The organism is Undibacter mobilis (genome assembly GCF_003367195.1).
Classification (GTDB): domain Bacteria; phylum Pseudomonadota; class Alphaproteobacteria; order Rhizobiales; family Xanthobacteraceae; genus Pseudolabrys; species Pseudolabrys mobilis.
This window is the reverse complement of the sequence record NZ_QRGO01000002.1, coordinates 361,555-382,204: the sequence shown is the minus strand read 5'-3', so window position 1 is coordinate 382,204 and position 20,650 is coordinate 361,555. Positions and strand designations below refer to the sequence as shown.

General features: G+C 63.1%; 17 protein-coding genes. 8 read left to right on the top strand and 9 right to left on the bottom strand.

Features of this window, described 5'->3' with window-relative positions; all coding sequences use genetic code 11:
• The first annotated feature begins 107 nt into the window (after window positions 1-107).
• The 4 genes from DXH78_RS15995 (at window position 108) to cynS (ending at window position 3,812) form a co-directional block, all read left to right on the top strand.
• Window positions 108-1,499: a CmpA/NrtA family ABC transporter substrate-binding protein gene (locus DXH78_RS15995; protein WP_115518220.1), complete on the top strand. Its 1,392-nt coding sequence runs from the start codon at window positions 108-110 to the stop codon at window positions 1,497-1,499.
• Window positions 1,496-2,335, top strand: coding sequence for a nitrate ABC transporter permease (gene ntrB, locus DXH78_RS15990; RefSeq protein ID WP_115518219.1), 840 nt, complete (start codon window positions 1,496-1,498; stop codon window positions 2,333-2,335). Before DXH78_RS15995 ends, ntrB begins: the two co-directional genes overlap by 4 nt.
• Complete coding sequence (locus DXH78_RS15985) at window positions 2,332-3,243, top strand: ABC transporter ATP-binding protein (RefSeq protein WP_115518218.1); 912 nt, start codon at window positions 2,332-2,334, stop codon at window positions 3,241-3,243. Before ntrB ends, DXH78_RS15985 begins: the two co-directional genes overlap by 4 nt.
• An 80-nt stretch (window positions 3,244-3,323) precedes the next feature.
• Entirely contained in the window at window positions 3,324-3,812 is a 489-nt protein-coding gene (gene cynS / locus DXH78_RS15980) for a cyanase (protein WP_115518217.1), read from the top strand.
• Between the two features lie 147 nt (window positions 3,813-3,959).
• Here cynS and DXH78_RS20280 read toward each other — a convergent pair whose 3' ends face one another.
• Window positions 3,960-4,088 carry a hypothetical protein gene (locus tag DXH78_RS20280; RefSeq protein WP_283805642.1) on the bottom strand — a complete coding sequence of 43 codons (129 nt, stop codon included), beginning with the start codon at window positions 4,086-4,088 and terminating at the stop codon, window positions 3,960-3,962.
• A gap of 489 nt (window positions 4,089-4,577) precedes the next feature.
• On the opposite strand from DXH78_RS20280, the gene DXH78_RS15975 reads away from it, so the two are divergent.
• Both DXH78_RS15975 and DXH78_RS15970 read left to right on the top strand, forming a co-directional pair.
• A complete protein-coding gene (locus DXH78_RS15975; RefSeq protein WP_210209596.1) occupies window positions 4,578-6,086 on the top strand; it encodes an Eco57I restriction-modification methylase domain-containing protein in 1,509 nt (502 codons plus the stop codon).
• On the top strand, window positions 6,043-6,981 hold the full coding sequence (locus DXH78_RS15970; RefSeq protein WP_115518215.1) for a BsuBI/PstI family type II restriction endonuclease: 939 nt from the start codon (window positions 6,043-6,045) through the stop codon (window positions 6,979-6,981). Before DXH78_RS15975 ends, DXH78_RS15970 begins: the two co-directional genes overlap by 44 nt.
• 50 nt (window positions 6,982-7,031) lie before the next feature.
• On the opposite strand, the gene DXH78_RS15965 is transcribed toward DXH78_RS15970, so the two are convergent.
• Window positions 7,032-7,697: a helix-turn-helix domain-containing protein gene (locus tag DXH78_RS15965; RefSeq protein ID WP_115518214.1), complete on the bottom strand. Its 666-nt coding sequence runs from the start codon at window positions 7,695-7,697 to the stop codon at window positions 7,032-7,034.
• Between the two features lie 241 nt (window positions 7,698-7,938).
• On the opposite strand from DXH78_RS15965, the gene DXH78_RS15960 reads away from it, so the two are divergent.
• On the top strand, window positions 7,939-8,967 hold the full coding sequence (locus tag DXH78_RS15960) for an LLM class flavin-dependent oxidoreductase (RefSeq protein WP_115518213.1): 1,029 nt from the start codon (window positions 7,939-7,941) through the stop codon (window positions 8,965-8,967).
• A 68-nt stretch (window positions 8,968-9,035) separates the two neighbouring features.
• On the opposite strand, the gene DXH78_RS15955 is transcribed toward DXH78_RS15960, so the two are convergent.
• Window positions 9,036-12,224 carry an efflux RND transporter permease subunit gene (locus DXH78_RS15955; protein WP_115518212.1) on the bottom strand — a complete coding sequence of 1,063 codons (3,189 nt, stop codon included), beginning with the start codon at window positions 12,222-12,224 and terminating at the stop codon, window positions 9,036-9,038.
• Between the two features lie 54 nt (window positions 12,225-12,278).
• Window positions 12,279-13,478 (bottom strand): efflux RND transporter periplasmic adaptor subunit, encoded by a 1,200-nt coding sequence (locus DXH78_RS15950; protein ID WP_115518211.1) that lies wholly within the window; start codon window positions 13,476-13,478, stop codon window positions 12,279-12,281.
• Window positions 13,479-13,672: 194 nt separating this feature from the next.
• Between DXH78_RS15950 and DXH78_RS15945 the strand changes: the two genes are divergently transcribed.
• Window positions 13,673-14,215 carry a TetR/AcrR family transcriptional regulator gene (locus DXH78_RS15945; protein ID WP_245416903.1) on the top strand — a complete coding sequence of 181 codons (543 nt, stop codon included), beginning with the start codon at window positions 13,673-13,675 and terminating at the stop codon, window positions 14,213-14,215.
• A gap of 4 nt (window positions 14,216-14,219) precedes the next feature.
• On the opposite strand, the gene DXH78_RS15940 is transcribed toward DXH78_RS15945, so the two are convergent.
• From DXH78_RS15940 to DXH78_RS15920, 5 genes are all read right to left on the bottom strand, one after another.
• Window positions 14,220-15,215: a sensor histidine kinase gene (locus tag DXH78_RS15940; protein WP_245416902.1), complete on the bottom strand. Its 996-nt coding sequence runs from the start codon at window positions 15,213-15,215 to the stop codon at window positions 14,220-14,222.
• Window positions 15,216-15,390: 175 nt separating this feature from the next.
• The gene (locus tag DXH78_RS15935; RefSeq protein ID WP_115518209.1) at window positions 15,391-16,971 is read right to left on the bottom strand and encodes a pyruvate, phosphate dikinase; all 1,581 of its coding nucleotides are present in this window, start codon (window positions 16,969-16,971) and stop codon (window positions 15,391-15,393) included.
• Window positions 16,972-16,987: 16 nt separating this feature from the next.
• Entirely contained in the window at window positions 16,988-18,916 is a 1,929-nt protein-coding gene (locus DXH78_RS15930; RefSeq protein ID WP_115518208.1) for a hypothetical protein, read from the bottom strand.
• 76 nt (window positions 18,917-18,992) lie between these two features.
• The gene (locus tag DXH78_RS15925) at window positions 18,993-19,625 is read right to left on the bottom strand and encodes an alpha/beta hydrolase (RefSeq protein ID WP_115518207.1); all 633 of its coding nucleotides are present in this window, start codon (window positions 19,623-19,625) and stop codon (window positions 18,993-18,995) included.
• On the bottom strand, window positions 19,622-20,560 hold the full coding sequence (locus tag DXH78_RS15920) for a ring-cleaving dioxygenase (RefSeq protein ID WP_115518206.1): 939 nt from the start codon (window positions 20,558-20,560) through the stop codon (window positions 19,622-19,624). The genes DXH78_RS15925 and DXH78_RS15920 overlap by 4 nt, the downstream gene beginning before the upstream one ends.
• Window positions 20,561-20,650: the final 90 nt, after the last annotated feature.

Genomic DNA, 20,650 nt, shown 5'->3' with positions numbered 1-20,650 from the left:
AGGCACTTACGCGATCCGCGCTCCTGAGACGGCGCTGTCTCGACCACTTGGCACCGAAGTTGCTCTTTGTCCCGGTAATTGCCGATGACCAACTGGGAGCGACATTCATGTCAACTTTCGACAATCCCTTCGACGCCAGGCGCGGCCTCAACAACACCGGCTGCTCCTGCGGCCATCATGCGAGCCAGGTCGAACATGATCGTGCCGCCGATCTGCGTTTGCAGGCGGTGACACCGGATGTCAGCGAAGAGAAGGCTTACGAAAACATTGTCGCTTCCGCCGTGATGCGGAAGCTGTTTCCGCAGGATGTCGGCCGCCGTGCCTTCCTGCAATCGCTCGGCGCATCGACGGCGCTGGCCGCAATCTCGCAGTTCTTCCCGGTCAAGGCCGCGACCGAGGCGTTTGCCGCGTTCGGCCCGGTTGAAAAGAAAGATCTCAAGGTCGGCTTTATTCCGATCACCTGCGCCACGCCGATCATCATGGCGAAGCCGATGGGCTTCTATGAGAAGTACGGCCTCAATGTCGACGTGATCAAGACCGCCGGCTGGGCGGTGATCCGCGACAAGACTCTGAACAAGGAATATGACGCGGCGCACATGCTGTCGCCGATGCCGCTCGCCATCAGCATGGGTGTCGGTTCGCAGCCGATTCCCTATACGATGCCTGCGGTGGAGAACATTAACGGCCAGGCGATTACGCTGTCGATCAAACACAAGGACAAGCGCGATCCGAAGGACTGGAAAGGCTTCAAGTTCGCCGTGCCCTTCGACTTCTCGATGCACAATTATCTGTTGCGTTACTACCTCGCGGAACACGGCATCGATCCCGACAAGGATGTCCAGATCCGCGCCGTGCCGCCGCCGGAAATGGTCGCCAACCTGCGCGCCGACAATATCGACGGCTTCCTTGGCCCCGATCCGATGAACCAGCGCGCGGTCTATGACGGCGTCGGCTTCATCCATATCCTGTCGAAGGAAATCTGGGACGGTCACCCGTGCTGCGCCTTCGCCGCGTCGAAGGAGTTCGTCACGTCGATGCCGAACACCTACGCGGCGCTGCTCAAGTCGATCATCGACGCGACCGCCTTTGCGCATAAGGCTGAGAACCGCAAGCAGATTGCCGAAGCGATCGCGCCGGCCAACTACATCAACCAGCCGGTCACGGTGCTCGAGCAGATCCTGACCGGGACCTATGCGGATGGTCTCGGCACCGTAAAGAAGGACGCCAACCGGGTCGATTTCGACCCGTTCCCCTGGCAGTCGTTCGCGGTCTGGATCATGACGCAAATGAAGCGCTGGGGGCAGGTCAAGGGCGACCTGGACTATGACAAGATCGCCAAGGACGTCTTTCTGGCCACCGACACGGCAAAACTCATGAAGGAAGTGGGGCTTACGCCGCCGACCACGACGACGAAGACATTTGTCGTGATGGGCAAGCCCTTCGACCCCGCCAAGCCGGAGGACTACATCAAGAGCTTTAAGATCCGGAAGGAGTCATGAGTGTCTCGCTGACGTGGCGGGCGGCTATCGTCTCGGGAGCGCTTTTCGCTTGCCTCATTCTTGCGTGGCATGTTGCCACGCAAGGGTCGGGCACGGCCGCGACGATGGATCCGGAATATGCCAAACTGATGGGGGCAACCGCGACGCAGGGCAAGTCCGCCATGCCTGGGCCGCTCGAGGTTGGCGAGAAGCTATGGTCGCACATCAAGCGGCCGTTTTACGACAACGGGCCGAACGACAAGGGTCTTGGCATTCAGCTGGCTTACTCGATCTTGCGCGTGATGATCGGTTATTCGCTGGCGGTCTTCGTTGCGGTGCCGGCCGGCTTTCTTATCGGCATGTCGCCTTTGATGAGCAAGGCGCTCGATCCATACATCCAGGTGCTAAAACCAATTTCGCCTTTGGCGTGGATGCCGCTCGCGCTCTACACCATCAAGGATTCAAGCCTGTCCGCGATCTTCGTCATCTTCATCTGCTCGCTATGGCCGACCTTGATCAACACGGTGTTCGGGGTGTCCCAGGTGCGCAAGGAGTGGCTCAACGTCGCCAAGACGCTTGAGGTCGGCACCTTCCGCCGCGCTTTCACCGTCATCCTGCCGGCCGCAGCACCAACGATCCTCACCGGAATGCGTATCTCAATCGGTATCGCTTGGCTTGTCATTGTCGCGGCGGAAATGTTGGTTGGAGGAACAGGTATTGGATACTTTGTCTGGAACGAGTGGAATAATCTTTCGATTGTGAATGTGATCGTGGCGATCGTGGCGATCGGGGTGGTCGGCATGATCCTCGATCTGGTGCTGGCGCGGCTGGCCAAACTCGTGACGTTCCCCGAATGAGCCATTTCATCGCCATCGAGGGCATCTCGCGCCGCTTCGGCGCCACGGCGATCTTCGAGAATCTGTGGCTCGCCATGGCGCGCGGCGAATTCGTCTGCGTCATCGGCCATTCCGGCTGCGGCAAGACCACCATCCTCAACATCCTCGCCGGCCTCGACGCGCCGAGCGAGGGCACCGTGATCGTCGACAACAAGGCGATCGACGGCCCCAGCCTCGACCGCGCCGTGATCTTCCAGGGCCACTCGCTGCTGCCCTGGCGCACCGTGCTCGGCAATGTCGCCTACGCCGTGTCGTCGCGCCACCGCGGCTGGTCGCGCGGCGAGGTCAACGCGCACGCGCAGAAATTCATCGACCTCGTCGGCCTCACCGGCGCCGAGCACAAGCGTCCGTCCGAACTGTCGGGCGGCATGAAGCAGCGCGTCGGCATCGCGCGGGCGCTGTCGATCGAGCCGAAGATCATGCTGATGGATGAGCCGTTCTCCGCGCTCGACGCGCTGACGCGCGGCACGCTGCAGGACGAGGTGCGCCGCATCTGCACCGACACCGGGCAGACCGTGTTCATGATCACGCACGACGTCGACGAGGCGATCTATCTGGCCGACAAGGTGGTGCTGATGACCAACGGCCCCGGCGCGGTGCTCGCCGAGATCGTCGACAACCCGCTGCCGAAGGCGCGCGCGCGCCACGACTTCCACAAGCACCCGCTTTACTACGCGGTGCGCAACCACATTCTCGACTTCCTGGTCGAGCGCAGCCGCACCTTCAGGGCGCAGGCCGGCGCGTCCTACGATCCGCGGCGCGTGCCGCACATCACGCCGGGCCTGCCGGAGCCGGCACCTGTCCCGGACGCGGTGCAGCACGACGTGGTGCACCGCAGAGCCGGGACCGCGACAAACCACAGTTCGTAACGATCCCGGATCTGCGGTGCACCGCTCACGCGCTGCGCCGCGTCCGGGACAAGAAAGCAGTCCGCGAAAAGGAGCATCTCATGAAACGCGCCGACCTCACCGAAAAGCTGCTCGACATCAAGCGCGAGAAGGGCTGGACCTGGAAATACATCTGCGAGGCGATCGGCGGCATGTCGCCGATCCTGGTGACCGGCGCCGTGCTCGGCCAGCACAAGATGACCAAGCCGATGGCGGCGAAGGCGGCCGAGCTGTTCGGGCTGACGAAGGCGGAAGCGGCGCTGCTCAACGAGGTGCCGATGCGCGGCGCCTATGCGCCGATGCCGCCGACCGACCCGCTGATCTACCGCTTCTACGAGCTGATCCTGGTGAACGGCCCGGCGATCAAGCTGCTGATCGAGGAGGAGTTCGGCGACGGCATCATGTCGGCGATCGACTTCGACATGGACATCACGCGCAAGGCCGACCCCAAGGGCGACCGCGTGCAGATTGGCATGACCGGCAAATTCCTGCCGTTCAAGTACTACGGCGCCAAGGGCAACGAGATGCAGCTTGGGTTCAAGGAGGAGTAGGGGGCCGGCCTCATGGTGAGGAAGCGCGAAGCGCCGTCTCGAACCATGAGGGCCGCCCTCGTCCTTCGAGACGCGGCCACGCAGCCAAGTTTACGCAGGCTGCGCCTGCGAGGGCCGCTCCTCAGGATGAGGGCGGGTGAGGGGCCGTTACTCCGCCGCGCGATGCGGCCGCTGCTGGCGCTTGTCGAGATAACGGTGGAAGGCAAGGACGCAGGCGACCGCCAGGCCGATTGACACGAACGGCCACGCCAAAGCGAAGATGCCAAAACCGGTCATTGGTCAAACCCTGTCATTCGCGCGGTCTCCCGAGCAGGGCCAATCTCAAAAGATGTAGGACTGTGTCGCCGACGATACAAGCCAGCGCGATGGCCGGGCAGTTCGCGACCCTTAGTCATTTAAACCCACGTTCGCTGTTTGGTGCTGCGTCAAGTTTAAACTTGGCAAATTGCAGATTTGGGTGCTGTGGGCGCAGATGTCATTCGTAATGCCGCCTCGAAGGGCGCGCTCGTTCAGATCGGTTGGCCAGCAAGTTCCTGTCGTTCAACTAGTAGGACGAAGCTAACGCGGGAGGCAAAACAACAATGCATGACAGGAATCAAGGGGTGGCCATGTTTGCCCCGCTAACGGTATTGTGGATGACTATACTGAGCAGGCGAATTCTTCAGGCTGGAAAACTCCAGCAAATCCGTGACAGATTGTTGCCAATGGACTATCCAACGGAGCGCAGATAGCGACCGTTTTCCACGCTAACCCACTGATCGAGGTATGAAATTGACCATGTCCTCGGCGACCCAAAGGATCGACGTTCTCCGGAGAGAGGCGACGGAACAGCTGGACCCAGTCCGGCGGGTCGCAATGGGCCAATTTATGACGCCTTCGCCTATTGCCGATTTTATGGCCTCTCTGTTTCGCAAGTGGCCGGCCGAAGCGAGGTTGCTGGATGCTGGAGCGGGTATTGGCTCATTGACGCGAGCCTTCGTGCAACGCTTTAGCTCGGCGGGGCAGCGTGGCTCTCGCCTTTCGATTGCGGCGTATGAGATCGAGCCCGTACTGCTACCTTATTTGCGTGACCAACTTGCCGAATTGCAGGGGCCATCGGTCACTGCGTCGGTTGTCGAGCGAGACTTTCTCCGGGAAGCTGCTTTCGCGCTTTCTTTTGGTGACACGCAATTCACGCATGTCATTCTCAATCCGCCATACAAGAAGATCGGCGCTACTTCAGACTATCGTCTTCTCTTGCGGCAGGCTGGTATCGAGGCTGTTAATCTGTATGTAGCGTTTCTCGGTTTAGCCGTGGCGCTTACGAGGCCGGGTGGTGAAATTGTTGCTATTATTCCGCGAAGCTTCTGTAACGGAACATACTTCAGGCCTTTCCGTCGATGGCTCCTCAAAGAGGCGGCTATCACTCACATCCACGTTTTTGATAGCCGAAAAAAAGCCTTCCATGATGATGATGTTCTGCAAGAAAACGTAATCATCCGGCTAGAACGAAAAGCTCATCAAGGTGAGGTGGTGATTTCGACCTCGCATGGCCCGACCTTCTCAGATTATGCGGAGCGTAGCATTCCATTTTCCGATGTGGTTAAGCCTGGAGATGAACAATGCTACATACACATTCCCACCTTCACTCTTGCTGATGCGGGCCACCTGTTCGTAAGGTCGCTTTCGGATTTGGGGCTTGGGGTTGCGACGGGCCCTGTTGTTGACTTTCGTTTGCGCGAGTATTGGCGAGCGCAGGCGACTGAAAGCGAAGTACCGCTGCTTTACTCTCACCACTTTAAAGGCGGTAAGCTAACCTGGCCTCGCGAGCACAAGAAGCCAAACGCACTAAAGGTTAGCCACGCTACACAGAAATGGTTGATGCCCGCAGGCTGGTACGCCGTGACGAAACGTTTTTCATCGAAAGAAGAGCGTCGGCGACTTGTTGCTTTTGTCGTCGATCCAGGGTTGCTGCCATTTCCGTTCTTTGGCTTCGAAAATCATCTCAATGTCATTCACTCAGAGAAACGCGGTGTCGATCCGATTTTGGCGCATGGAATTGCTCTTTTCCTCAATGCGACGATAACTGACCAGTACTTCCGCAATTTCAGCGGGCATACGCAAGTCAATGCGACCGACCTGCGTACAATGCTTTATCCAGAAAGGCAGACATTGCTCGAATATGGAAAATGGGCGGTCACGCATGGCGAAGCGACTCAAGATCAAGTCGACGCAGTTGTGGAAGGGACGGATGTCAAAGTTGAACGAAGCGTTGGAAATTCTGACCGATCTTGACCTGCCGAGAAAGCAGAGAAATGAGCGATCGGCTCTTTGCCTATTGGCAATCCTCGACATGCGTCCCTCGCGAAAGTGGTCTGAGGCTGCGGCGCCACTTATGGGTATTACCCCTATTATGGAGTGGGCCCGCGACTATTACGACAAGCATTACGCTCCTAACACGCGCGAGACCATCCGGCGTCAGACTATGCATCAGTTCGTGGAGGCAGGTATCGCTCGTTACAACCCCGATGAGCCAACGCGCCCTGTAAATAGTCCCAAGGCAGTTTACCAAATTGAGGCTAGTTGCCTTGCTGTCTTACAAAGCTACGGCTCTGGTGAGTATCCGCTAAAGCTTAAGGGCTACATGGCGGCTCGTCCTGGGCTTGCTACGAAGTATGCCAAAGAGCGTGAAATGGTCATGGTGCCAGTGGTGATTGGAGCTGGGCAAGAAATTAGCCTCAGCCCTGGCGTTCATAGCGAACTGATCAAGGGGATTTGGGAACAGTTTGCGCCGCGCTTTGTACCGGGTGGGCAGCTGATCTACGTTGGAGATACTGGTGAAAAATGGGGATATTTTGACAAAGGCGCTCTAAATAAACTCGGTGTCAGCATCGATAACCACGGCAAAATGCCCGATGTAGTTATTTTTTATCCAAAAGAAAATTGGCTAATCCTTGCCGAAGCAGTGACATCGCATGGGCCGGTCGACTCTAAGCGCCACGATGAGTTGCAGCGTCTGTTCGAGAAGTCGAGCGCAGGTCTTGTCTTTGTTAGCGCCTTTCCCGATCGACGGACGTTCATGCGTTACTCAGAAGAAATTTCGTGGGAGACAGAAGTGTGGCTGGCAGATAGTGCCTCGCACCTTATTCACTACAATGGCACGCGCTTTCTTGGTCCGCACGATAAATAGGAGTAGCTCGAAATAAGCGCCGTGTGATGCGGGCATGAGATGGTGCTGTTTTATCTCCCCCTGACTCCAAACGCCGCACCCAGCGGCGGCAGGTTGGCGTCGATCACCATCTCCACGGCCTCCGGCGGCGCGGCGTCGATATTCACGCCGCCGCGGTGCATTTCCTTGAGCGCGGTGCGGATGGCGGCTTGCTCGTCCATCCATTGCTGGCCGGTTTTCGCCGGCGTGTCGAGCGGCTTGCGGCGGCGGCGCCGGCCCATGGCTTCAAGCCGCGCCATCTTCAGAAGCTGCAGCGCGGCCATCAGTTTGTCGGGGTCGATGGCGGCCGCGCGCTCCAGCTCGTCGATATGACGCTCGGCGAGCTGGCGCAGCCGCTCGGCCAAGGTGCGCAGCTTCTTGCGCTGCAGGGCGCGCCGCGTCGGCATCCGGTCGGTCGCGCGCGGCGCGTCGAACGGGCGCGTCCAGTTGAAATCGCGCGACCAGCGGCTGATCGAGGCGCGGCCGACGCCGGTCTGCGCCGCGATCTGGCTATAAGTGAGGGTGGTGGTTTCGATCAGGCGGCGCACTTTGGCCACCCGCGCGTCCGCATGCGGCCGGCGCGAGCGCTGGCCGTCCGGGCCGGGCGGGCGTGGCCGCTCGGGAATCGCGTCGGGATCGGCCGGCGTCACCAGGACGCGGCGCCACGGGTTGGGGTGAAAGAGGGGGCTGAGGGCCATGACTAGGAATATAGTCTAGGACGGCGCGCGGGGCAAGCCCCGCCCTCATCCTGAGGAGCATCGCGATAGCGATGCGTCTCGAAGGATGGGGCGGCCTCGTCCTTCGCGACGCGCCCTGCGGGCGCTCCTCAGGATGAGGCCGGGCGAGGGCTGGTATCAGTCTTGTTCCTTCCGCTCACGTTTGATCCTCCGCTGACAAGCGCGCGCCGCGCGCCTAGATAGGGCGCAAAGGACAGCACCCATGACCAACCGCAAATCGATCGGCTTTCTCTCCTTCGGACACTGGACCCCGGCGCCGCAGTCGGGCACGCGCACGGCCGCCGACGCGCTGTTGCAGTCCATCGAGCTGGCCGTTGCGGCGGAAGAGCTGGGGGCCGACGGCGCCTATTTCCGGGTGCATCATTTCGCGCGCCAGCTCGGCTCGCCGTTTCCGCTGCTGGCGGCGATCGGCGCGCGCACCAAAAAGATCGAGATCGGCACCGCCGTCATCGACATGCGCTACGAGAACCCGTTCTACATGGCGGAGGATGCCGGCAGCGCCGACCTCATCGCCGGCGGGCGGCTGCAGCTCGGCATTTCGCGCGGCTCGCCGGAGCAGGTGATCGACGGCTTCCGTTACTTCGGCTACGTGCCGCCCGAGGGGATGACCGATGCCGACATGGCGCGCAAGCACACCGAAGTGTTTCTCGAACTCCTGAAGGGCGAGGGCTTCGCCAAGCCGAACCCGCGGCCGATGTTTCCGAACCCGCCGGGCCTGCTGCGGCTCGAGCCGTTTTCCGAAGGCCTGCGCCAGCGCATCTGGTGGGGCGCCGGCACCAATGCCACGGCGGCGTGGGCGGCCAAGCTCGGCATGCATCTGCAGTCGTCGACCTTGAAGATCGACGAGAGCGGCAAGCCGTTCCATGTGCAGCAGGCCGAGCAAATCCGGCTCTATCGCGACGCGTGGAAAGAAGCGGGCCATGCAGGGACACCGCGCGTCTCGGTGTCGCGCTCGATCTTCGCGCTGGTGAGCGACCAGGACCGCATGTACTTCGATCGCGACGAGAGCGAGGACCAGATCGGTTTCCTCAGCGACAAGGAGCGCGCGATTTTCGGCCGCTCTTATGCGGCGGAGCCGGACAAGCTGATCGAGCAACTCAAAGGCGACGAGGCCATCGCCGAAGCCGATACATTATTGCTGACGGTGCCGAACCAGCTCGGCGTCGACTACAACGCCCATGTCATCGAGGCGATCCTCAAGCACGTCGCGCCGGGGATGGGCTGGCGCTAGGCGCGCTGCCAATAAAACGATGCGATGCCGCCTTCGGGGAAAGGCGGCATCGCACGTTGGTCGTCCGCTCAGGGGGCGTGAGCGGCGGCCGGTATTTCCTCAGGCGCGGCATTGTGATTGCGCAGCGGTTTGAAGCCGGACAGCGCTCGCACCAAGAGATAGAAGACCGGCGTGAGGAAAATGCCGAAGAAGGTGACGCCGATCATGCCGGCGAACACCGCAACGCCCATGGCGTGACGCATCTCGGCGCCGGCGCCTTCCGACGTGACGAGCGGCACCACGCCCATGATGAAGGCCATCGAGGTCATGAGGATCGGCCGCAGCCGCAGCCGGCTGGCCTCGAGCGCCGCTTCGAACGGTTTGCGGCCGGCGAATTCCAGCTCGCGCGCGAACTCGACGATCAGGATGGCGTTCTTGGCGGAGAGGCCGACCAGCACGAACAGGCCGATCTGGGTGAAGATGTTGTTGTCGCCGCCGGTCAGCCACACGCCGGCCATGGCGGCCATCAGGCCCATCGGCACGATCAGCATGATCGCCACCGGCAGGACGAGGCTTTCATAGAGCGCGGCCAGCACCAGGAAGACGAGCAGGATCGCGATCGGATAGATCAGCACCGCGGAGTTGCCGGCGAGGATCTGCTGATAGGTCAGCTCGGTCCATTCGTAGCTGATGCCGGCGGGCAACGTCTCCTTGGCGATGCGCTCGATCACCTCCTGCGCCTGACCCGACGAATAGCCGGGGGCAGGGCCGCCCGAGATATCGGCGGCGAGGAAGCCGTTGTAGCGCTGCGCGCGTTCGGGGCCGGCGGTGGTCTTCATCTTCAGCACGGCGCCGAGCGGCACCATCCGCCCGGTGGTCGAACGCACCTGAAGCCGGCTGATATCTTCGGCGTGGGCGCGATATTTGGCATCCGCCTGCACGCGCACCGAATAAGTGCGGCCGAACTTGTTGAAGTCGTTGACATAGACCGAGCCGAGATAGGCCTGCAGGGTCTCGAAGATGTCCGGCACGGCCACCGAGAGCTGACGCGCGGCGGTGCGGTCGATGTCGGCGTAAAGCTGCGGCACGTTCACGCGATAGCTGGTGAACAGGCCGGCGAGCTCGGGCGCGGCCATCGCCTTGCCGAGAAACGCCTTGGTGGCATCGTCGAGGGCCTTGTAGCCGAGACCGGCGCGGTCCTCGATCTGCAGCTTGAAGCCGCCGATGGTGCCGAGGCCCATCACGGGCGGCGGCGGGAACATGGCGATGAAGGCTTCGTCGATGCCGAAGAACTTCTGGTTCAGCGCCATGGCGATGGCGCCGCCCGACAGGTTCGGCGTCTTGCGCTCGGCGAACGGCTTGAGCGTCACGAAGACGATGCCGGCATTCGATGAGTTGGTGAAGCCGGCGATCGACAGGCCGGGGAAGGCGACCGCGCTTTCGACGCCCGGCTCCTTGAGCGCGATGTCGCTCATGCGGCGGATGACATCTTCGGTGCGGTCGAGCGTGGCGCCGTCGGGCAACTGCGCGAAGCCGACGAGATACTGCTTGTCCTGCGCCGGCACGAAGCCGCCGGGCACGATCTGGAACAGGCCGACCGTGACGCCGACCAGCACGGCGTAGACGCCCATGACCGCCGCCTTGCGGCCGAGCAGGCTCTTGACGCCGCCGGTATAACCCTGCGTGCCGCGCGTGAAGACCTTGTTGAACAGCCGGAAGAACGGCCCGAGCACCTTGTCCATGGCGCGGGTCAGCCTGTCCTTCGGCGCATCATGGCCCTTGAGCAGCATGGCGGCGAGCGCCGGCGACAAGGTCAGCGAGTTGATCGCCGAAATCACCGTCGAGATGGCGATGGTCAGTGCGAACTGATTGTAGAACTGGCCGGACAGACCGCTGATGAAGGCGAGCGGCACGAACACGGCGACCAGCACCAGCGCGATGGCGACGATCGGCCCCGACACTTCGCTCATGGCCTGGTAGGTCGCGGCCCGCGCCGACAACCCGTTCTCGATGTTGCGTTCGACGTTTTCGACGACGACGATGGCGTCGTCGACCACGATACCGATGGCCAGCACCAGGCCGAACAGCGTCAGAGCGTTGATCGAGAAGCCGAGAGCGTACATCACCGCGAAAGTGCCGACGATGGACACGGGCACGGCGAGCAGGGGAATGATCGAGGCGCGCCAGGTCTGCAGGAACAGGATGACCACGAGCACGACCAGCACGATGGCTTCGAGCAGGGTATGCACCACGGCCTCGATCGACGCGCTTATGAACTGCGTCGGGTCATAGACGATGGCGTAGTCGACGCCGTCCGGCATGGCGTGCTTCAGGTCGGCCATCACCTTGCGGACATTCTGGGAGATATCGAGGGCGTTGGAGCCGGGCGCCTGCATGATGCCGATGGCGACGGCGTCCTTGTTGTCGAGCAGGGACCGCAGCGAGTAATCGGCCGATCCGAGTTCCAGGCGTGCGACATCCTTCAGTCGCGTCACTTGGCCGTCGGCGCCGGTGCGGACGATGATTTCGCCGAAGTCATCGATGCTGTCGAGGCGGCCTTGCGCGTTCAATGAAAGCTGAAGATCGAGGCCGGGAACGCTCGGCGCGGCGCCGACGATGCCGGCGGCGGCCTGAACATTCTGCGCCCGGATTTCCCGGACAATGTCGCCGGCCGACAGGCTGCGCGCGGCAACCTTCTGCGGATCGAGCCAGACGCGCATGGCGTAGTCGCCCGCGCCGAACAACTGCACCGAGCCGATGCCCGGGATGCGCGACAGGCGATCCTTCACGTTGAGGATGCCGTAGTTGCGCAGATAGGTCATGTCGTAGCGACCGTTCGGCGACAGAAGATGCACGACCATGGTCAGGTCGGGCGAGCTTTTCGTCGTGGTAATGCCGAGCTGGCGCACTTCCTCGGGCAGGCGGGCTTCGGCCTGCGACACGCGGTTCTGCACGAGCTGCGTCGCCTTGTCGGGATCGGTGCCGAGCGCGAAGGTCACGGTGAGATTCATCACGCCGTCGGTCGTCGCCTGGCTGTTCATATAGAGCATGCCTTCGACGCCGTTGACGGATTCTTCGATCGGCGTCGCCACCGTCTCCGCGATGACGCGCGGGTTGGCGCCCGGATACTGCGCGCGCACCACGACAGAGGGCGGCACCACTTCCGGATATTCCGAGATCGGCATTGCTCGCATGGCCAGGAGGCCGGCGAGGAAAATCAACACCGACAGCACGCCGGCGAAAATCGGCCGGTCGATAAAGAAACGTGAGAAATTCATGACAGTACCAGCTGTTCGGCAGCGATCGGGAAAAGAAAGGGAATCGAACCGCCGTTACTGGCGGTTCGTCTGGTCGTTGGAGGCGAGCATCGGCACGAGCTTGGGCTCGACCGGTGCGCCGGGACGCACGCGCATCAGGCCCGAAACGATGACCTGGTCGCCGGCGGTCAGGCCGTCGGTGATGACGCGCAGGCCATCGACAGGCGAACCCAGACTGACGGCGCGGTAAGCGGCCTTCTTGTCCTTGTCGACGGTGAGGACATAACGCTTGTCCTGGTCCGTGCCGATGGCGCGTTCGTTCACCAGCAGCACCGGCTTGTTATCGGCGCGACCGAGAAAGAGGCGGGCGAACTGGCCCGGGATCAGGGCGCCATCGCTGTTGTCGAACACGGCGCGAACGCGCACCGTACCGGTCGTGGTGGCGATCTGGTTGTCGATGAGCTGCAGCTTGCCCTGCCGGGGCGTTTCGCTGTCGCCGAGGATCATTTGCACCGGAATGCGGTCGATCTCATTGCGTGCGGCTTGCGTCGGCAGCGAGCCGAGGGCGCGGAGCAGGGAGGCTTCGTCGGCATCGAAGCTGGCGTACATCGGATTGACCGAAACCAGCGTGGTCAGGACCGGACCGCTCGAGCCGGCGGCGACGAGATTGCCGACGGTGACATTGAGGCGGCCGACACGGCCGGCAACCGGCGCGCGGATCTGGGTGTAGTCAAGATTGAGCTGCGACGCCTCGAGGTTGGCCTGCGCCGCCCGCACATTGGCGTCGGCTTCGCGCGCCGCGTTTTCGCGCTGATCGAGATCGCGTTGCGACAGGGTGCGTGAATCGATGAGCTGCTTGCCGCGCTCGAGGTCGGTCTGCGTCAGCGCCGAGCGCGCTTGCGTCGCGGCGAGCTGAGCTTGCGCGCGCATGACTTCGGCCTTGTAGGGGGCCGGGTCGATGGTGATGAGGACATCACCCTTGTTGACCAGCGCGCCTTCGCGGAAGTTCACCGACTCGATGGCGCCCGCGACGCGCGAGCGGATATCGACGCGCTCGACCGCTTCGAGGCGGCCGGAGAACTCATCCCAGAGCTTGACGGATTTCGGTTCGACGATCGCGACGGATACCGGCACGGCCTGCGGTCCCGCCGCAGCCAGGGCCTTGTTCGGCGTGTTCGTCGCCGGCATCAGCAGGTAGACGCCTGCCGCCGCGACGACCGTGATGGCAACCAGGCCAGCGCCCCAGAGGCGCGCACGGTTCGGTCCCTTTTTCATTGCAATGTCTCCAGACGGCACGTATGTATGTTCTGTAACGGACGTTACAGATGTACCGGCTGGATCAGACTGTCAAGGCACTTATATAGCTCCTGTTACAAAAATAAAGCGAACGTTCGGCGGGGAACGGCTGAGAGGGAAATTCTTTAATGGCTACAATGGGAAGACCGCGGGAATTCGACACGGGAAAGGCGTTGGACAAAGCCTTGGACGTGTTCTGGCGCCATGGCTACGAGGGCGCTTCGATCTCCGAATTGACCCATGCCATGGGTATCAGCCCACCGAGTCTTTATGCCGCTTTCGGCAACAAGGAGAAGCTGTTCCACTCCGCGCTCGACCGGTATGCCGAAGTTCGCAAGCAGATCTGGGCCGAGTTGATGAAGGAGCCTACCGCGCGGGCGATGATGGAGCGCTTGTTTGATCGCGTCATCGAGTTCTACGCCGATGAAGGTAATCCGAACTGCTGCATGCTGGTGAAGCTGTCCACCGCCGAATCCGATAAAGTGTTGGCCGAGCAGCTCTGCGCCAAGCGTGCCGAGGCCGAAACGATGCTGATCGATCGTTTCAGCCAGGCCAAGACCGAGGGCGAGTTGCCGGGCGACATCGAGCCGGCGGATCTCGCCGGGTATTTCATGACGGTGCTGGATGGTCTGTCAGTGCGCGCTGCCGCCGGCGCCGGCCGCGAGGAATTGCACAAGGTGGCGAACCTGGCGATGCGCGGCTGGCCGTCTCCCTAGAAAATCAGGAGCTGAGCCGTTTCTTGTCGAGACGGAGCGTGATGATCGCGCCCTCGGGCGACCAGTCACGCTCGATCGATCCACCCAACTGATCTTCCATGACCCGCGTCACGAGCTTGGTACCATAGCCCGGCTCGCCAATAGGGCCGGCCACCGGCGGCCCGCCCCGTTCAGTCCAGACCAGAACCATATCGTCTTCCGAGGTGCAGGACACGTCCAGCATTCCGCTCGCGGACGATAGCGCGCCGTATTTCAGGGAATTCGTCGCCAGTTCATGCAGCACGAGGGCGAGGGTATTGGCAGCGCCTTCACCGACGCCCATGCGTGGAACGGAGACGCGGATTCGTCCACTGAAAGCGCCGAGATCGTCATACGGCGCGAGCAGCACCGAGATGAGGTCGCCGAGCAGCGCTGCTTTGCCTTGTTTATTCGGAATGGGGCGCACGCAATCATGCGCGCGGCCCAGCGCGGTGAGGCGCTGCGTCAGCTCGCGCGCCATATCCTGCGTCGTCTTCGTGGATCGCGAGGTGATATGCGTGAGGCCCGATGCAATCGCGAGCAGGTTTTTGACGCGGTGGCTCATTTCACCGGCCAGCAGTTCGTGGCCTTCCTCGGCCTGCTTGCGGCCGGTCACATCGAGGAAAACCCCGAACATGACACGGTTCTTGATGTCGGCGTCGTCGCCCTGACCGCGCGCCGATATCCAGCGAATTTCATCGCCAATCAGGATGCGGAAATCGATCTCATAGGGCCCGACGACCGCACGCGTCGCAGCGAACGCCGCGCGCACCCGGTCCAGATCCGCCGGATAAATATGGCTGGACAAATCCTCGAATGACACCGAAGGAGCCGGCGGCAAGCCCCACAACTCGTAGGCACGCTCGTCCATCGTCAGCTTGTCGGTATCGACGTTCCACGACCACAAGGAAACCCCGGCCGCGACGGTCGCCCGGCGCAGGTCGTTTTCAGACCAGACGACGGACTGAGGCTGATCACTCAAAACAGAGTCCTTTCAGGACCGGCTGCGTCGTTACTTATAGGCGCAGAAGGGCCCGAAAGGAACAAAGATCGCCTCAAGGCCGTCAATTGCCCCAATCGAGGGAACTTTCAGACTGCGGTTGCGCGTGCGGCCGCCGACCTCGACGTGTCCGGGAGGGTATCAAGACCGACGCCTGTCAGGCGACCTTGCTGCGCCAGCTTTCGATTTCGGCAAGTTCGGCTTCGGCGTGTTCGGTGATCACCGTGCCGCAGCCAAGGTAGATCGCACCGGTCTCGCCTTCGATCGATAGCCAGTCGCCTTCCTTAATCAACGTTTCGCCAAGTCTGGCGGCTTGTCCGTTGGTGTCGACGGTCAGCGCCGCGCAGCCGACGACGCACGGCTTGCCCATCTGCCTGGCGACCAGCGCTGCATGCGCCGTGCGGCCGCCGACAGCCGTGACGATACCGGCGGCGGCGGAAAAGCCGGCGACATCGGCCGTGCTGGTGTCGGGCCGCAGCAGGATGACGGGTGTTCCGGATTCGGCGAGGGCGACGGCTCGCTCGGCATTGAACGCCGCGCGACCGACGGCGATGCCGGGCGAAGCCGAAATGCCGCACGCAGCCGGTACGCCGACGTCGTTGAGGTGCTGGCGCGCCAGGCGTTCGAACGGCACGCCTTCGAGGCGTCGCAAGGCTTCTTCCCTGTCGATCAGGCCTTCATGAACGAGATCGATGGCAATTCGTAACGCGGCGCGGGGCGTACGTTTGGCGGCCCGCGTCTGCAAGATCCACAGCTTGCCGTCCTCGATGGTGAATTCGACGTCCTGCACATCGGCGAAATCGCGCTCGAGCAGGCCGAGTACCTCGCGCAATTGCCGCGCCACATCGGTCAAACGCCGTCCCAGTGCCGCTTCATTATCGGGTGTACGCTGACCGGAAACGACGTCTTCACCTTGCGCGGCAAACAGTACGTCAATCACCGGCTCGGCGGCGCCGGTCGAAGGGTCGCGCGAAAAGGCGACACCCGAGCCCGACCGGAAATTACGGTTGCCGTAGACCATCGCCTGTACGGTTACGGCGGTGCCCTTGAGATCGTCGAGGCCCTGAAGTCTGCGATAGGTCACCGCACGCGGACTCATCCAGGAGCGATAGACGGCGTGGGCTGCGGCTTCGAGTTGTTGCATTGGATCGTCGGGCAGCACGTCGTCTTCGCTTTCGACGATCTGCCTGTACTCCGCCGCAAGACGCTCAAGCGCCTCGCTGTCGAGACCATGCTCACCGCCGGCACGCTCGGCGGCAACGAGTTCATCGAGCTTTCTGGCGAAAGGCGCGGGATCAAGCCGGAGCACGACTTGGGCGAAGCTTTCGATGAAACGACGCCGGCAATCCCAGGCAAAGTGCGCATGACCGCTCATGCGGATCAGCCCATCGACGACGGCCGGCGCGCAGCCGACATTCAGAACGGTGTCGAGCATGCCGGGCATCGAGTGTGCCGCGCCGGAACGCACCGAGACGAGCAAAGGATTGCGCTTGTCGCCGAATTTCCGTCCCGTCGCCTGCTCCAGAAAGGCGATGCCGTCGCGCAAGGATTCGCCGACCGCGGCCCGCGCTTCGGATTCGCCGGCCACAATGGCCGCGCACAAGTCGATCGGCAGCACGAAAGCGGGCGGAACGGGCAGGCCGAGCGCTGCCATGCGCGCGAGATTGGCGGCCTTGCTGCCGATCATGTCTGCGGCGGGCTGTTCGACCGAGCCGCCGCCGATACGGGCAATGTGCATGGGCGCTTCTCCGGTCTCAGGTGGCGAGTTCGGCGAGCACGCGCTCGCGCAAGACATGGCCGAAAGCGGCCAGGCCGTCGGTCGCCCGCTCGATGGCGCGCGCCAGTTCGAGGACCGACAGGGCGGTCTTCAGATCGGTTTCCCCGCGCAGCACGCCGGTGGTGAGCGCGCGCTCGGCGCGGTCGCCGTCGTGCTCGGCCTCGATGAGCCGGGCCACGGCGGCGAAGGCGTCCTCGGAGTCGATGCGGCGTCCGTCCGGCACGTCTGACGCCGCGACGGCGCCCCGAGTCGCGGCTTCGGCGCCTGCGATCGCCGCATCGGCTAGATCGGCGAGGGGGCTCAGGAGGTCGCGGTCTATCGTCTCGGGCGCCAGCGAGGCGATGAACGCCGCCTGTTCGAGATCGTCGATGGTTTGCTCGGCGATATCGACAAGGCGCTTGATCGTGCCTTCGGCTTCGAAGCGATCGATTTCCTGTCGCGCTTCGTGCGCGATCCGGTCGGCCTTCTCTTCAATATGCCGTGCCCGGGCCGCAAAGGCCGCGCTGTCGAAGGGCCGTCCGGCCTGTCGCTCCGCAATGAACAGTGCGATTCCGGCGGCGATATCGTGCGCCAGCCCCAATTGGCGAACAACGATGGACAGCAGAATCCGATCGGCGCGCTGCAAATGCCGAACCAGCTCGGCCTCGATGCGATCGCGTGCGAGCCGGACCGAGCCGCCTTCGAGCAACGCTTCCGCCGATACACGCAGTACGCCCCGCAGGAATTCCACGGCGGCTTCGCGCCCGAGCGCGCGATCGAGTCTTTCGCCGAAGCCGATACGGTTTGGGGCGGCATGATGCACGGCGGAGGCGACCAGTTCGTCGCCGCCAAGCGCCAGAAAGCCGCGGTGGCCGAATCTGTTGCGAGCGCCCCAATCGAGAATGCCGATGGCGTCGCTTTTGGACACCCAGTTGCGCAGCACCTTGCGGGCCTTGTTCCAGTCGATGAGGAACACCAGCGAGGCGCCGAGCGCCTCGAGGAAGGAGTCGCGCAGCCCGGCGCCGTCGGCGGCGAGACGCCCACTGACGAGATAGAACACGCCATCGTCGCCAAGGCCTTCGGCGCTCTTGCGGTCCAGCCCGCTCCACTCGACCGGGAAATCGCGCAGCAGAGCGGTGAAGAATTTGGCCCGCGGCAGGTGCACGTCGGTATAGGTGACGGTCACGGCGCGATCCTCGACGGCGATTACGACGACGTGCGCGTCGGTCTCGCCGATGTCGTTCTGGATCACGAGGCGATTGCCGGTCCGCGCGGCGGTGGTCGACAGGCCTGGATGATCGAACTTCAATTTGCGGGTGGCATCGAGGCCGCGCATGAAGGCGGCGACGGCCGTACGGTCGTCGGCATGAAGACCGTGAACATGGGCGCCGGCGAAGTCTTCCTCGGCGTGCGCGGCGGCGAGCCGGTTGAGGGCCTTGTGCAGTTCCATGACCAGCCGATGCAGGCTGCCGCCATTGCCGCTCGAGACGCTGGCGAGACGGGTTACTTCGCCAAGTTCGATCGTGTCCGCCGCTTGCGCCGTGCCGTCGGCACGCAAGGCGGTTGCGCGTTCGCGGGCACGAGCGGCTTCATCCGGATCGCCTGCGGCGACCGCGTCGATCATGGCATCGACATCGCCCCAGATGGCGTCGCGCAGGACGCTCAGGCCCGGTGCAACGAGAATGTCGCGCGCGGTCAGCGTGGCGCCGTTCACCAGCGCTTCCAGCGGCAGGACATCGAGATTAACGCAGCGGCATTCTTCGCCCAGGTTGAAGGCCGCGCTTTGCGGGTCGCAGGCGTGCCGTACCGCCGCCTGCAGCACGCTCAAGCGCACCTTGACCCGGTCGTTGGCGGCAAGCCCTTCCGCGATGCGGGACGGCAAGAGGATCTCGCCTTGTCCAAGATGTTCGACGATTTGCGACTTCATGACCGTGCCCGTTAATCGCGGGCATTACCGCACGGGCCCGTGTCACGGACTTTGCGCTAGATCAGTCACAATTCCGTCACGCGGGCGCGGCCGCCGCGTGACGCGCCGCCGCCTTCATGAATGCCGCCGCCAGCGTAACATCTATCTGCGTCAAACCATGGCCACCGGGCACGATGCGTTGTTCGGCCTTTGCGCCGCGTTCGTTGAGTTGCGCCGCCAGCCGCGCCGGATTGTCCGGCGATGCCAGCGGGTCCTGCGCGCCGGACAGAATGAGCACCGGCGTGCCGGGGATCGGCAGCTTCGGCGGATCGGTGAGCGGCACCATCGCGCGCAGCAGCACCGCACCGGACAGAACCTCCGGCCGTTGCAGCAACATCGCGGCGGCGATGTTGGCGCCGTTGGAGAAGCCGAGCGCGACCGGCGCCGCGATGCCGTAGCGCTCGCGCGCTGCGACAACGAAATCCGCCAGCTCATCGGCGCGACGCTTCACATCGGCCTCGTCGAACACGCCTTCGGCGAGACGGCGGAAGAAGCGCGGCATGCCGTTCTCCAGCACTTTGCCGCGCGGCGACAGCAAAGCGGAGCCGGGCGCCACGGCGCGGCCGAGATCGATCAGATCGTTCTCGTCGGCGCCGGTGCCGTGCAGCAGGAGGACCGGCGGCGAACTCGCCGCCGACCCCTTTTCAAAGCGATGAATGAAGTCGGTCACGACGCATTCTCCTCTTCGAGCACCGGCAGCACCTTCTCGATCTCGGCGCGGTGGCCTTCGAGGAAGGCCGGCAGCTTCAGATCCTTGCCGAGCGTCTCGACCGGCTCATCGACGGCGAAACCGGGAACGTCGGTCGCGATCTCGAACAGCACGCCGCCGGGTTCGCGGAAGTAGATCGAGCGGAAGTAATTGCGATCCTTCTGCTCGGTCGGATGCATGCCGTGCTTCTCGATCAGCTTCCTCGCCATTTCGTTCTGCTCGGCGTCGTCAGCCGCGCGGAAGGCGATGTGATGCACCGAGCCGCGGCCCATGCGGCCCGGCAGGAAGCCGCCGGCTTCGTAGATATCGACATAAGCACCTGGCGTTGCGCTCGCCTGATAGCGGATGATCGCGCCTTCACGCGCGACTTCCGCGTAGCCGAGCACGTCGGTGAGGATCGCGCCGGTCCTGGTAGCCTTCTCCAGCAGCAAGGTGACGCCGTGGAAGCCACGGATGGCATGCTCCGCCGGAATGCCGCCGGCGGCCCAGGCCTTCTCATTCTCCGCACCGGTGACGCCGACGAGCGCCAGACTCATCCCGTCCGGATCGCTGAAGGCGAGCACCGGTTCGCCGAAGCGCTTTTCCAGCGGCTGATAGGCGACGCCCTTTTCGGTGAGGCGATGCGTCCACCAGCCGAGCGACGACGCCGGCACGCGGAACGCGGTCTGGTGCGTCTGGCCGACGCCGCTGCGGCCGGGGGCGGCATGCTCCCACGGGAAGAAGGTGAGGATGGTGCCGGGCTGGCCGGCCTCGTCGCCGTAATAGAAGTGATAGGTGCCCGGATCGTCGAAATTGACCGTGCGCTTGACGAAGCGCAGGCCGAGGTCGCGGGTATAGAAGTCGAAATTGCGCTGGGCGTTGCCAGCGATCGCGGTCACGTGGTGGATGCCGGACATGGCAGGCTCCTTTCCTGAGGGGCATCGCTCGCCCCGTTGAATTCGTGCCGCTAACGTGGCCCGTCCTCCATGAAACGACAATCTGGCAAT

What these genes read in the sequence shown, in the direction of transcription:
- cynS (WP_115518217.1), top strand. Translation starts at nt 3,324, where the DNA reads ATGAAACGCGCCGACCTCACCGAAAAGCTGCTCGACATCAAGCGCGAG.
- DXH78_RS15955 (WP_115518212.1), bottom strand. Translation starts at nt 12,224, where the DNA reads ATGAATTTCTCACGTTTCTTTATCGACCGGCCGATTTTCGCCGGCGTG.
- DXH78_RS15960 (WP_115518213.1), top strand. Translation starts at nt 7,939, where the DNA reads ATGACCAACCGCAAATCGATCGGCTTTCTCTCCTTCGGACACTGGACC.
- DXH78_RS15930 (WP_115518208.1), bottom strand. Translation starts at nt 18,916, where the DNA reads ATGAAGTCGCAAATCGTCGAACATCTTGGACAAGGCGAGATCCTCTTG.
- DXH78_RS15950 (WP_115518211.1), bottom strand. Translation starts at nt 13,478, where the DNA reads ATGAAAAAGGGACCGAACCGTGCGCGCCTCTGGGGCGCTGGCCTGGTT.
- DXH78_RS15920 (WP_115518206.1), bottom strand. Translation starts at nt 20,560, where the DNA reads ATGTCCGGCATCCACCACGTGACCGCGATCGCTGGCAACGCCCAGCGC.
- DXH78_RS15975 (WP_210209596.1), top strand. Translation starts at nt 4,578, where the DNA reads ATGAAATTGACCATGTCCTCGGCGACCCAAAGGATCGACGTTCTCCGG.
- DXH78_RS15970 (WP_115518215.1), top strand. Translation starts at nt 6,043, where the DNA reads ATGTCAAAGTTGAACGAAGCGTTGGAAATTCTGACCGATCTTGACCTG.
- DXH78_RS15965 (WP_115518214.1), bottom strand. Translation starts at nt 7,697, where the DNA reads ATGGCCCTCAGCCCCCTCTTTCACCCCAACCCGTGGCGCCGCGTCCTG.
- DXH78_RS15995 (WP_115518220.1), top strand. Translation starts at nt 108, where the DNA reads ATGTCAACTTTCGACAATCCCTTCGACGCCAGGCGCGGCCTCAACAAC.
- DXH78_RS20280 (WP_283805642.1), bottom strand. Translation starts at nt 4,088, where the DNA reads ATGACCGGTTTTGGCATCTTCGCTTTGGCGTGGCCGTTCGTGTCAATC.
- DXH78_RS15985 (WP_115518218.1), top strand. Translation starts at nt 2,332, where the DNA reads ATGAGCCATTTCATCGCCATCGAGGGCATCTCGCGCCGCTTCGGCGCC.
- DXH78_RS15935 (WP_115518209.1), bottom strand. Translation starts at nt 16,971, where the DNA reads ATGCACATTGCCCGTATCGGCGGCGGCTCGGTCGAACAGCCCGCCGCA.
- ntrB (WP_115518219.1), top strand. Translation starts at nt 1,496, where the DNA reads ATGAGTGTCTCGCTGACGTGGCGGGCGGCTATCGTCTCGGGAGCGCTT.